This window comes from Paenibacillus sp. UNC451MF, from assembly GCF_000686845.1.
Classification (GTDB): domain Bacteria; phylum Bacillota; class Bacilli; order Paenibacillales; family NBRC-103111; genus Paenibacillus_S.
Genome location: NZ_JMLS01000001.1, coordinates 334,383 through 345,936, shown reverse-complemented (window position 1 = coordinate 345,936; position 11,554 = coordinate 334,383). Strand labels below are relative to the sequence as shown.

The 11,554-nt window shown below is 47.5% G+C and carries 13 protein-coding genes; 3 read left to right on the top strand and 10 right to left on the bottom strand.

Annotated elements, in window-relative coordinates; translation table 11 throughout:
- The first annotated feature begins 2 nt into the window (after positions 1–2).
- On the top strand, positions 3–1,076 hold the full coding sequence (gene rsgA, locus BP97_RS0101490) for a ribosome small subunit-dependent GTPase A (protein ID WP_028547530.1): 1,074 nt from the start codon (positions 3–5) through the stop codon (positions 1,074–1,076).
- 103 nt (positions 1,077–1,179) lie between these two features.
- On the opposite strand, the gene BP97_RS0101485 is transcribed toward rsgA, so the two are convergent.
- The 4 genes from BP97_RS0101485 to BP97_RS0101470 all read right to left on the bottom strand — a co-directional run bounded on the left by BP97_RS0101485 (position 1,180) and on the right by BP97_RS0101470 (position 4,813).
- Complete coding sequence (locus BP97_RS0101485; protein WP_331281294.1) at positions 1,180–1,629, bottom strand: group-specific protein; 450 nt, start codon at positions 1,627–1,629, stop codon at positions 1,180–1,182.
- A gap of 277 nt (positions 1,630–1,906) precedes the next feature.
- Positions 1,907–2,446: a hypothetical protein gene (locus BP97_RS0101480; RefSeq protein ID WP_028547528.1), complete on the bottom strand. Its 540-nt coding sequence runs from the start codon at positions 2,444–2,446 to the stop codon at positions 1,907–1,909.
- A 52-nt stretch (positions 2,447–2,498) separates the two neighbouring features.
- Entirely contained in the window at positions 2,499–3,932 is a 1,434-nt protein-coding gene (locus tag BP97_RS0101475) for a DEAD/DEAH box helicase (RefSeq protein WP_028547527.1), read from the bottom strand.
- 47 nt (positions 3,933–3,979) lie between these two features.
- Entirely contained in the window at positions 3,980–4,813 is an 834-nt protein-coding gene (locus BP97_RS0101470) for an alpha/beta hydrolase family protein (protein WP_028547526.1), read from the bottom strand.
- 283 nt (positions 4,814–5,096) lie between these two features.
- Here BP97_RS0101470 and BP97_RS0101465 point away from each other — a divergent pair, with 283 nt between their 5' ends.
- A complete protein-coding gene (locus tag BP97_RS0101465) occupies positions 5,097–5,360 on the top strand; it encodes a DUF2573 family protein (RefSeq protein WP_028547525.1) in 264 nt (87 codons plus the stop codon).
- A 184-nt stretch (positions 5,361–5,544) separates the two neighbouring features.
- The gene (locus BP97_RS34820) at positions 5,545–6,063 is read left to right on the top strand and encodes a pentapeptide repeat-containing protein (RefSeq protein WP_051620263.1); all 519 of its coding nucleotides are present in this window, start codon (positions 5,545–5,547) and stop codon (positions 6,061–6,063) included.
- 73 nt (positions 6,064–6,136) lie between these two features.
- Here BP97_RS34820 and BP97_RS0101455 read toward each other — a convergent pair whose 3' ends face one another.
- The 6 genes from BP97_RS0101455 to BP97_RS0101430 all read right to left on the bottom strand — a co-directional run bounded on the left by BP97_RS0101455 (position 6,137) and on the right by BP97_RS0101430 (position 11,256).
- Positions 6,137–6,910 (bottom strand): SDR family NAD(P)-dependent oxidoreductase, encoded by a 774-nt coding sequence (locus BP97_RS0101455; RefSeq protein ID WP_028547524.1) that lies wholly within the window; start codon positions 6,908–6,910, stop codon positions 6,137–6,139.
- A 150-nt stretch (positions 6,911–7,060) separates the two neighbouring features.
- Positions 7,061–7,519 carry a chemotaxis protein CheX gene (locus BP97_RS0101450; protein WP_028547523.1) on the bottom strand — a complete coding sequence of 153 codons (459 nt, stop codon included), beginning with the start codon at positions 7,517–7,519 and terminating at the stop codon, positions 7,061–7,063.
- A 129-nt stretch (positions 7,520–7,648) separates the two neighbouring features.
- On the bottom strand, positions 7,649–8,473 hold the full coding sequence (locus tag BP97_RS0101445; RefSeq protein WP_036745309.1) for a VanW family protein: 825 nt from the start codon (positions 8,471–8,473) through the stop codon (positions 7,649–7,651).
- Positions 8,474–8,548: 75 nt separating this feature from the next.
- Entirely contained in the window at positions 8,549–9,346 is a 798-nt protein-coding gene (locus tag BP97_RS0101440) for an ABC transporter permease (protein ID WP_231506181.1), read from the bottom strand.
- A 21-nt stretch (positions 9,347–9,367) separates the two neighbouring features.
- Positions 9,368–10,243, bottom strand: coding sequence for an ABC transporter permease (locus tag BP97_RS0101435; protein ID WP_081823867.1), 876 nt, complete (start codon positions 10,241–10,243; stop codon positions 9,368–9,370).
- Positions 10,240–11,256 (bottom strand): ABC transporter ATP-binding protein, encoded by a 1,017-nt coding sequence (locus BP97_RS0101430; protein ID WP_028547519.1) that lies wholly within the window; start codon positions 11,254–11,256, stop codon positions 10,240–10,242. Before BP97_RS0101430 ends, BP97_RS0101435 begins: the two co-directional genes overlap by 4 nt.
- Positions 11,257–11,554: the final 298 nt, after the last annotated feature.

The following is an 11,554-nucleotide window of genomic DNA, read 5'->3' as shown; positions in this document are numbered from 1 at the left end:
TTATTAATAAGCAAGAACATGTACCTTTAGAAGCTTTCGGCTATCAGCCTTTCTTTGCCAGCCAGCGAAAAGGAGACTACGATATCGGGCGTATAGCGTTAGAGCACACGCACCTGTACCGCATTTATTCCGAAGATGGGGAATGGCTGGGAGAGCTGTCAGGCAAATACCGTTTTGAAGCGTCCGTGCGAGAAGACTATCCGGCAGTTGGAGATTGGGTGTGGATGAAGAAGCTTCCGAACGAACGCAAAGCGATCATCCATGGAGTCTATGTGCGTAAAAGCAAGTTCTCCCGAAAAGTGGCCGGTCAGACAACAGAAGAACAGATCGTGGCCACCAACGTGGACCGCGTCTTTCTAGTTATGGCTTTAAACCGCGATTTTAATGTGCGACGGCTAGAACGATACCTGCTAACAGCATACGAAAGCGGAGCAACGCCTGAAATTGTACTCACCAAAAAGGATTTATGTGTGGAGAACGATGCCGAGGCCAAACGAAGTGAAGTCGAGGCGATTGCCTTCGGGGTACCGATTTATTGTGTAAACAGCTTGGAGGACGGAGGCACAGAGGAAATCGTTCGTACGCTCAAGCAGGGTGAAACGATAGCGCTGCTTGGATCGTCCGGTGCAGGCAAATCGACCTTGCTGAACAGTCTATACGGTGAAGAGCGCCAAAAAACAGGCGATATACGTGAGGGCGACGATCGCGGGAAGCATACAACGACCCATCGGGAGCTGGTTGTACTGCCGAACGGAGCACTCATTATCGATACGCCGGGAATGCGGGAGCTGCAGCTCTGGGAAGGCAGCGCATCGATGGATATGGCTTTTCAGGATGTTGAGGCTCTAGCGGGGAGCTGCCGTTTTGCCGATTGCAGTCATCACAGTGAGCCGGGCTGCGCGATTCAGTCCGCATTAGCTAATGGGGAGCTCGATCCGGAGCGTTTCGCAAGCTTCCGTAAGCTTCAGAAGGAGCTCGCTTATATGGAGCGCAAGACAGACGCTGCAGCTGCGCGGGCAGAGAAGGACCGTTGGAAAAAGATTCATAAAGAGATGCGCGGACGGGGGAGCAGATGACACCAAGCTGCCCTTGCGATCGTAAATAGGTAAAACTGGGGATAGGTTCAGCCGTATTCCCCTTTTTCTCATTATTCTTACTGGGTAACAGGACTCACTCCTATCACTTGGACCTTCCAGAAACATATTCAATTAGTTCATCAATGCTTCCAATAAATAAATCAATCTCTTCTAAATGATAAAAGCTGCTTGTAATATCCATGTTATAAACATCTTCATTCGGTGAATACAAATATATCTTTTTAGCTTGTCCAATCGCAATACCTAACTCTATATGACTGCCCTTTCCAGCAGGTAACATAACGATAATAAAATCAGCTGCGAACACTGCGTTTTTTTCTTGATGTCCTATTTCCATTAATTGTTCGATTGTAGAAATTTCCTTGCCACGTGTCCAATCATAAGTATAGATAAATCCTTTACGGATTAGCTGTTCAGTCACATACCTAACTGAATCTACATTTTTAAAGCTCGATGCAACATAGAACTTCATGCTGTTAAGGTCAACGAACTGCTGATTTGCTTCTCCATTGGCATCCCTACCCTCTTTCATTCATTTGAATAGCTCACCACAGGTTGCCGAAAGGATCATAACATTATGCCCCCAGCCAAAGTCGTCATTTTGATAATAGGGGATAGTAACACCTTCAAAAACACCGCACCCCCAACATCCATTATTGATAAACAATCCATTTCACGAATATACATTCGCTTTTTTATTCCCAATTCCTTCAAGTCAAAAAAAACCGGACATAAACAGACGGGGCAATATGGCCTCGTCTGTTTTATCCGGTATTCATTTTCATTATTGCAAGAATAATAAGCTATCGTTATCTAAGCTTCAACCCAATGCGCAGACCATGATCCTCAAATGCAATCTCGCGTATTGCAGCCGGCTTGGGAACATAATCGTTAAGTTGAATTTGCAGAGGATTCAGATGAAACCATTCTAATGGAACAGCAGCTTCCTTGATCCGCGTTGCCGTGTGAGTTGCCTTCAGGTAAGGCTCTTTCCATGACATATCGAAGTAAAGCTTAGCACCGAATGTCCATTGACCCTTGTACAACAAATTGACATCGGCAACCCACTCGCTGCCTTCCAGAGAAAACTGTGCACCTGTTATCTCCACATTAGTACTAGGATGGGTATGGGCAGCGAGAGCTTTTTTCAGCAAGCTGTTTACTTCAGGTTCGGTCAGCTCTACCTCCAGCTTACGGCTCGTGAGCATATTCGTTACTTTATCCCGTACCTGCAGCTCGGAGTAATTCAAATCCAACGTTTTCGCAGGCTGAACATACCAGTAGGCTGCGCCAAGCAGCAGAGCACATATTATAGCTAGCGACACCATTCCCCGCAGCAGCTTCCCCATAACCTCTTACGCGGCTCCTCTCTGAACTCCCACCCAACTTTAACAGCAATGTTTAAGATTTCGGTTTATTCTGTTTATCTTTAAGCCAACGCGGTGCTCCTTTATTTTTGCGAGCCTTCTCACGTTCCCGTTCTGCTCTTCGTTTATCAGCGATGCTGGCTGGCTTGGGAGCTGTTGGCTTAGCTTTAGGCTTTGGCGCCAATGAGGCTGTTCTAGCTTTAGGAGCATCAATTCTAGCGGTATTCTCTCTCAGGGATCCTGTTGGAGCCTCTCCGCTGGCTTCACTGTTACCGCGTCTTGCCGGTTCCACTCGGGTGCGGTTTGCTGCTCTTGGGCCTCCGCCTTTGCGCTCTCCCGGATTGATTACTTTACCGAACTCCATCTCTTTTTCCTCAATTGTAATACCGAGAGATTTGGAAAATTTGTTGATAATAAATCGTTCCTTCGGCGTTATGATGGAAACAGCCGTACCTTTCTTACCCATCCTGCCCGTACGTCCAACCCTATGAACATAATGATCGGCGTCAATTGGAGGATCAAGATTAATGACATGCGTCACATGAGGGATATCAAGCCCCCTGGCCGCGATATCTGTAGCCAGGAGCAGCTGGAATTTACCGTTGCGAAATGATTGCATTACCTTTGCCCGATCCTGTTTGCCCGCATCTCCGTATAAAGCCTCGATCGACAGACCTGCATACTGAAGCTTGCTGACGACCTCAGCCACATCATCCGTTTCGTTAATAAAGACGATGGCCGCAGGCGGGTTATATAGTCTAATGATCCGTCTGAGCGTATCAATTTTTTCCCGTTCCTCACTGACAAAGAATAGATGCTCCAATGTCTGGGACGTTCGCTGTTCAGGGTTCACCTGTACGAATACAGGCTCGTTCATCCAGCGGTCGATTACAGCCTGAACCGGTTCCGGCAGCGTTGCAGAGAAGAAGAGTACCTGGCGTTCCTTCTGCATGCCTTTGAATATCGCCTCCACTTCATGCATGGAGCCCAATTCAAACACTTGATCGACCTCGTCGACCACCATGTAGCGAACATAATGCATACTAAGCTTGCGCAGCTTCAACAGTTCAAGTACACGTCCCGGGGTACCAACTACGACTTGGGGACGCAGCTTGAGACGATCGATTTGCCTGTTGATAGCAGCCCCCCCGATTAATGATTGAACACGGATGCCGCTTCCCTCGGTAAGCTGCTCTAGCGTATGCACGATCTGTACGCCTAATTCGCGCGTAGGCACGAGCACTACAGCTTGAACGTCTTTGGAAGACTTGTCTATTTTATGCAGCAGCGGCAGCGAGTAAGCTAATGTTTTGCCTGATCCCGTCTGAGACTGCGCAACTACATCCTTGCCCTCCAAGATGACAGGTATAGCTTCGGTCTGGATCGGTGATGGCGTTACAATCTCCATTTCCTGCAGTCGCCGTACGTAACTATCCTCAATATGTAAAGAAGCAAAACCGTTATTCATCGAACTCCCCCTTCATAAAAGCATCATACCAATGGATAGAAGGAACATCAAGCTTCCCTCGATATATCCAGCTTACCGGATATCCAAGCAAACACCGAGTCCAAAGCCTTCTCGTCCGCATCTCGCGGAAAACGGTGCTCAAGTCCCTCATACAGTTCCATGGCGTAATCCTTGCCTGCCCGCTCCAGTCCTTCCGCCAGCTTGCGTGCTTGAGCTACGCTTACCTGGGAATCAGCCGTTCCATGCACGATAAGAATCGGAACGTTCAGCTCATCCAGCCAAAATACCGGTGAACGGGCCTGGTACGCTTCGCTCTGCTTCCGTGGATGTCCTACGACCCTCTTCAGCATACGGCGCAAGTCGACCCTTTCCTCGTAAGTCTCGAGCAGATCGCTGACACCGCCCCAGACGACAACTGGCCCCGCCTGATCGCAATGCCTCGCAGCTTGCATAGCCATCAAGGCTCCACGGGAAAATCCGATTAACGGAACCTTTCCCGGTTTTACCTCCGGCAAAGATTGTACAAGCGTAATAGCGTGAAACACATCGAAGCGGTCTTCCCCGCCAAAGTCCTCCCGTCCCTCGCCCCCTTCATTTCCCCGGTAGAAAGGTGCAAACACGGCGTAGCCTCGCTTCGCCATAGACATAATACGACGTTTCCGAACCATGCCTACTTTACGAATACCGCCTCGGCAGTAGATAAGCCCAGGGTAGGAAGCCGATGCAGCGTTCGCCTCCGGGACAGCTAAGTATCCTTTTACCTGCAATCCTTCGCTGATATAAGTGAGTCGATAAAGCAAAATTCCTTTGTATCGGCTTCGTAGTGGTTCTCTCTCTAACAGAGAGCCATTCGGAGGGACCTGCTGCCTGTCCTCTTCCATTAGCAAATCGGGCTGAACCGAATTTCCGCCGTCTGCCTCTCTCTCTGCCTCTCCCGCTTCCCTAGTCCATACTATGCTTGTTTGTGTAAGTAAAGACGTATCCTTACATAATCGTTGTTCCCGTTCATCCAGTGAACTCAGATGAGTCATAGCTCCTGCACGCTCCTTCCCGTATTATCTTTTATTTAGAGTCGACCCTTATTTTGACAGAAATGCGTTCGTGCGCTAGACTAACTATGGTTACAATAAGTCATATTATTATGTTCTGAAAGGTGGAGCTTCTATGAATCCCCAATTTCAAAGCGAACTCGATGCATTGATTGATAAATTCGCCGAGCTTGTGACAGGCAGTTCCTCTCCTGAAATGGTGGAAAAAATAAAGGCTTGGTCCATTTACAATCATATTCACAGATCGATGCCCGCATTGACAAGCCACTGGAACCAATCGCATCCAGAAGGAAAAGCTGCCGTTCGTGCGCTTTTCGAAGAAATTCGAGACTTAAACTTGCAATTGAAGGAACGCAATAAAAATATGGAGCAGGAATAACTCTCTAATGCTCTCCTTCAAATCTACTTCATGTTAAGACCGGAAGCTTTGTATTCCTGTCTTTTTTCTATTATTACACTTTAAACCAAGTCCATGTCAGAAACGGATCGTTCCAAGCGTCTATAATGCAGGTGGAATTAATATCCACTCATCCATTCATTCTAATGAAAGCGGTGAATTGAGAATGCCATTATTCCAAGGGCGTCAAAGCGAACAAATCGAAATCAAAGACAAAACAGAACCAATCCAGCAAATCCAACTGCACCAATCTAACTTCTCGGGGTCGGAGTTCATCAACGGCCGCGGTGAACAAGTAACCTTCCGGAATATATCCATGCCGGATTCATCTTTTCAATGCGGTGATTTAAGAGGTCTCCGCTTTACAGATGTCAACTTAAGCGGTACCCGCATTAACGATGCTAACTTAAGTGACCTGGAGATTGACGGTGCTCAGCTTGGCGGAGCTTACATTCATAACATCGGTCTCCCCCCAGTGGACCACCCGGGCTATGTAGAGGGTGAGCAACAGCGCCCGCTTCGCTTTGAGAACTGCGATCTCCACGGCAGCAGCATAACCGATTGCACCTTAGACGGAGTGAACATCACTGGCTGCTCCATGGAAGGAATGACGATCGACGGCATCCCGGTTCTGAAGCTGATCGAGGCTTACAACAGGCTCAATGGGAATGGATCCGAAGCTTAAAAATGCGAAGGAGCCTGGGACATCTGTCTCAGGCTCTTTTTTACTCAATAGAAGTCCCGATCAGACAGGCAGCTTACTTCTTATTGAGCACCTTGTAGGCGACTTTATCGAATGCGCGCGGGAACAATTGAAACAGCTTAACGCCAACTCCTGCCATGAAGGGCATGTCGATCTCCGGAATACGCCGCTCAATTGCGCGAAGCACTTTGTCCGCTACTTGCTCTGGCTTTAGCATGAACCATTTGACATTTTTCACGTAGTTGCCGGTTGGATCGGCTCTATCGAAGAATGGAGTATCTATCGGCCCAGGATTCATTGCGGTCATATAAACCCCTGTATCGACAAGCTCCTGCCGCAGGCAGTTAGTAAATCCAAGCACCGCATGCTTGGTTGCCGAATAACCTGAAGATTTGGCTGATCCGATCTTGCCTGCCATCGAAGCGATGTTAACAATATGTCCGCTGCTCGCTTTCAGCATGTGAGGCAGTACAGCCTTGGTGCAGCGAACAGTCCCCATGTAATTTACATCCATCATGCTCTCGAATTCTTCCAGTGGAGCATCAATAAACTTATCAAATACTCCGTAGCCCGCATTGTTTATTAATATATCAATTCTGCCGTATTGATCGATAACCTTCTGGATCGTCTCGTTAACCTGTTCTGTCGAAGTTACATCGAGCTGGAATATACCGCAGGGAACTCTCAAGGAAGCCGCAACTTGCTCCAGCTTTTCTACCGAACGAGCCATGAGCACCGGAGTAACCCCTCTCTCCGAAAGCTTCTGTGCCATAATAGCGCCAATACCGCTCGAAGCCCCCGTTATTACAGCTACTTTTCCAAAAAACATATACTTTTCCTCCCATTACTTCATGTAGCCGGACGTGGATCTATTATTAAAGACCTTTGCGCTCTGCTTTCGATCTATATTCCATTCAACTAAAAAAAGTGGATCACATCCCAAAAGGATGCTTCCACTTTGTATTGTAATGCATTTCATTTATACGATCAAAACTTGAATATCCAGCTCACCGATTCCATCCATAATAAGTGGTATCGTCAATGCCTTCTTTGGTAGAAATCCAGCGGAATTCGCGGAATGCATCAGCTTCGGCGGCGTAATATCGACCTTAACTCCTTGATTAAACAACATGGTGCTAGCATTGCCACTGATCATATTGCCGAGCTCCGAGATGGCGCTCCTGCTCATTTCATCCATTTCCGTCACATTAAAGCCGCCCATCATGGCTGAAACCATTTTCAAAGCAACCGCTTCATGAAGTCCAAATACGATATCGCCCTGCATCTGTCCGGTCATCCCAATTTGAATCCATATGTAGTTCTCTACGAACTTTACGTCTTTTATCCCAAGATTCCCGGTTGAAGGGCGGATATTGGCAACTTGCTCGATGACAATCCTTGCAGATTCCAAAAAAGGATTAATATATTCTGCCTTCATTATACAAAAGGTCCCCTTTACGACAAAATCACGTAAATGCCATAGGTCTATATTCCCTCTCATTATACCTAATTTCGCCAAATAAGTACACTTTTTTTGACAATAAGTTTGAAAGATAGGACGGAATACTCAGCTTCCGGATGGTAGACAAGGTTCATACATCATTAGCGCATGATTCTCGGCAATCCATTCCTCACCTATCCACTCTCCTGAAGTATTATATTGATTGCGGAAAATGATATTATGACGTACATATCCTCCCCATAATTCCTGTGTAAACCAGTGCTTTTTCTCAACAATTTCGTAGCGGTAGCGTACGGGTTGATCCGATCTCCATTCGCCGACAAGCTCATCCTCCGTCAAATAGACTCGCAGCTGATAGGCAGCTTCCGTCGGATTATACAACTGCAAATCCAAATAATTGTAAAAGCAGGTAGCCCCTGTCCCGAAAGGTTGTGATCTTCCCGCATCAGGAAAGACATCATAACCATGCCGATAACGCTCCGTAACTTGCAGCGAAGTGTGCAAAGAAAGCCAGTAAATCAGGTTAGACAGCTGGCATAGACCTCCCCCTACACCAGTACGTACCTTTCCTTTATGAAGTACCATTCCATCCAGATAACCCTTTCGCCTCGTCGGTTTTCCGATAGCCTTCCAGTAAGACCAAGCTTCCCCAGGCTTCAATACAATTCCATTCAATCGCTCTCCAGCGATTCTCAAATTTACAACCTTATTGTGCTGCAGCCTCATATCGACATCCTTCAGCTGACGGAGCAATGGGGTACGGTGAGTAAATATGACATAAGGAAGTTCTGTAGAGCTTTGGGTAGATGCGTAGCTTGAGCGACTGCGCATCCACTCCAACCGGCGACGCAGCCGGTAATAAGCAATCCCAAGCCAAGTACGCCAGCGCGACCGTTCTATAGGCTTTGGAATAGTCCCTAGTATAGGCAATGATATCCCCTCCTAACAAAAAGAGACGCTGGGGCAACCAAAAAGTTCCATCAGAATTGTCAATTATCACCTGCGCTACATTCTCATCCCCATCATATTACCGGAGCTGTACCTTTTTAACCCATAATAAAAGAAAGCCGTACCTCCAATCGTCAGAAAAAACGCTACGCCAAGCGCCTGAAGTAGAAACACAGGTTCTATCGAACGCAGTAGTCCGATGGGCATGTAGCTAATAAAGCCTGCGGGTATAATCGTGAACAAGATCAGCTTTCCTGCACCTCTGAAAATGCCTGTAGGATAAGTAGAGCAAGCAAGCATACCGTTAAATAGCTGCTGCCCTATTCCTTCGGCATTGCCTATAAAGAAGGCTAGCGACTGTGCAATAACGACGAAAAACATAAATATTAACATCGCTACAAGCAGCGCTAGCACAAACTTGCCGATTCCGAGCATGGACAGATTCCCAAAGAAAGCATAGATGATAAGCGCAAAAAGAATATCCCCTATAGCCGATACCGACATCCGGCTGATCAATATATGCAGCAATACCGGCTTTGGCTGTGACAAGTAAATATCCAGCTGCCCTGCGGCAACTAAAGAAGCTATCCGATATGCGTTACCGAACAATACAGCGGACAAGCCAAATCCTCCTGAGCTTACTGCCCACATCATCATCACATCCTGCAAGGTCCAGCCGTTAACAACCTGGAACCGCTGGAAGTATATCCCCCAGAACAATATCCAGACAGCGTTATTCACCATCATCATGCCCGCAGTCAACAGAAAGCTTAGTCGAAACTCCATCGCTCCCGCTAAATTCAGCTTCCAGCAGCTCCACATGAAGAGAACTATCCCTTTCATTTTGTTTATCATAGCGTCCAATCTCCTTCTTTTCTATCCTCCATTAACATTGACCTTGCGAACACCCTGCCGATAAATTAAAGCGACTCCCGCTGCCAGCAGCACAATCCATATGCCCTGCGTCAGCAGCATTGGCAGGACGGAGGAATCCCCCCAGCGGACGGCTGTTCTTGCCGGAAAATACAGCACGGTCTGGAACGGCAGCCAACGGCAAGCATTCTGAAGTGCTTGAGGGAACAGCTCGAGTGGCATCAGCATCCCGCCAATCGTAAATAGGAGCTTGTGGTACACAAACTCTAGCCCTCGCGTTTCTTCTACCCAAAAGGCACTCAGCGCAAGCGCCATATTGAGTAAAAAATTAACGGTTATCGCTCCTGCAGACATCAGGATGAACCCAGCCCAACCCCAACCGAAGGCAGGCCATCCGAACAAAGCGACCCCAAGCAATCCTCCCACGCATAGATTGACGAGCAAACGTATGCCTACCTCGCTTATATAGCCTACGTAATGATATCCAATGTAGTTTAAAGGTCGCGTTAGCTTATATCCGACATCCCCATTCTTGACTTCTTCCTCCACACGGGTAGCCAAGCTCGGAAACGCAGTAGTGAGCGCCTCAGCGAACAAGATGTACCAAATGATCTGCTCGTAGCTGTATCCTTCAATTAGGCTGCTGCCCTCTCCCTGATAGGTCACCCTCCACAGCTGCACGAAGATATACATGATAATGATTAGGAAGATGGACCGTATGAGAAAATCATAAACATAAGCGAAATGATTGCGGAGCGTTATCCGGCCAATGGCACCGTATTTGATCAGCTTACCGACGATGGTGGGTGGTGGGGACAGCAGTCTTGTTATGCTGTCGTGCGATACAAGCTTGTTAAGGTCCCGTCCTTCTTGATTCATCCAGCCTCCCCCCGCTCCTCATTACTTCCATATCTGCCCTCACGTGCGTAAATATGAGTAATGATTTGTTCCATCGGCGGATCTTCAATGGTCACATCGACTACACGGTATTGAGCAACGATGTGTGAAAGCACCTGCTCCATGCTTGCCGCCGTTGTGTCAATGGATAGCTTCATTTCCATTGTCTCTTGACTAAGCAGTTCAACGCCAGGAAAGTCGAAAGGTGCTCCTGCCTCCTGCAGCTTCAAGTGAATCGTTTTCTCCGTTAGTAGCTCCCTCTTCATTCGATCCACATTATCATCCAATATGACCTGTCCGTGATTAATAACAATGGCTCGTTTACACAACTGCTCGATATCCCCTGCATCATGTGAAGTTAAGAAAATGGTCGTTCCTTCCTCACGATTCATCTCCAAAATGAGCTCTCTAATTTTCTGCTTCACAATGACATCCAGTCCAATCGTCGGCTCATCTAGAAATACAATCTTAGGCCGATGCAGCATCGCCGCAGCGATTTCGCAGCGCATACGTTCCCCGAGAGACAGCTTGCGTACCGGAGTATGTAAATAGGGCTCCAGCTCAAACCGACGAACCAGATCGTCTCTTCGGCTCTTGTAGTCCTCTCTCTTCAATTCATAGATCCGGCTCATCAGTTCGAAGGAATCCATCGGCGGGAGATGATACCATAGCTGCGACTTCTGGCCGAAGACAGAGCCGATATGGTAAGCCAGTCGGCTTCTTTCTCTCCAGGGACACAGACCTAGCACCTCAGCTGAGCCTCCTGACGGATGAAGAATACCTGTCAGCATCTTGATCGTTGTCGACTTACCGGCTCCATTAGGGCCTAGGAAAGCCAACGTCTCTCCTGTCTCAACTGTCAAATCAATGTCGTGAACCGCCGCTTTTTCGATAAATCTCGGCTTGAATAGCGATCGAATGCTGCCTCCAAGCCCTTTTTCCTTTTGCTTTATGGCAAAAGACTTCGATAGTCCGTCCACTTGAATTGCTTTCATCCTCAAATACTCCTTTCTTCCGCTAAAGCAGAAAAGACCCCGCACGGTTTCGCCTGGACAGGCGGAACTTGCTCGAGGTCTTTTATCCCTACGGTGTAACGCAGCTATTTGCGCGCTTGGCTTCGCTTGGTTCGAACCGGCAGTTTGCCGTCGGATCCCTAGAAGCCCTCCCACTTAATTGTTATATATTACCATGCGGGTTTGCACAATGGCAATTGCTTTTTTACCACATAGGAAAGTTTCGATAGAGGTTTTCTCATGCTGTATAAATTTTTGGTTTATTCGCATAAAAAGGAAA

What these genes read in the sequence shown, in the direction of transcription:
- BP97_RS0101485 (WP_331281294.1), bottom strand. Translation starts at nt 1,629, where the DNA reads ATGAAAGAGGGTAGGGATGCCAATGGAGAAGCAAATCAGCAGTTCGTT.
- BP97_RS0101480 (WP_028547528.1), bottom strand. Translation starts at nt 2,446, where the DNA reads ATGGGGAAGCTGCTGCGGGGAATGGTGTCGCTAGCTATAATATGTGCT.
- BP97_RS0101475 (WP_028547527.1), bottom strand. Translation starts at nt 3,932, where the DNA reads ATGAATAACGGTTTTGCTTCTTTACATATTGAGGATAGTTACGTACGG.
- BP97_RS0101470 (WP_028547526.1), bottom strand. Translation starts at nt 4,813, where the DNA reads ATGGAAGAGGACAGGCAGCAGGTCCCTCCGAATGGCTCTCTGTTAGAG.
- BP97_RS0101465 (WP_028547525.1), top strand. Translation starts at nt 5,097, where the DNA reads ATGAATCCCCAATTTCAAAGCGAACTCGATGCATTGATTGATAAATTC.
- BP97_RS34820 (WP_051620263.1), top strand. Translation starts at nt 5,545, where the DNA reads ATGCCATTATTCCAAGGGCGTCAAAGCGAACAAATCGAAATCAAAGAC.
- BP97_RS0101455 (WP_028547524.1), bottom strand. Translation starts at nt 6,910, where the DNA reads ATGTTTTTTGGAAAAGTAGCTGTAATAACGGGGGCTTCGAGCGGTATT.
- BP97_RS0101450 (WP_028547523.1), bottom strand. Translation starts at nt 7,519, where the DNA reads ATGAAGGCAGAATATATTAATCCTTTTTTGGAATCTGCAAGGATTGTC.
- BP97_RS0101440 (WP_231506181.1), bottom strand. Translation starts at nt 9,346, where the DNA reads ATGATAAACAAAATGAAAGGGATAGTTCTCTTCATGTGGAGCTGCTGG.
- BP97_RS0101435 (WP_081823867.1), bottom strand. Translation starts at nt 10,243, where the DNA reads ATGAATCAAGAAGGACGGGACCTTAACAAGCTTGTATCGCACGACAGC.
- BP97_RS0101430 (WP_028547519.1), bottom strand. Translation starts at nt 11,256, where the DNA reads ATGAAAGCAATTCAAGTGGACGGACTATCGAAGTCTTTTGCCATAAAG.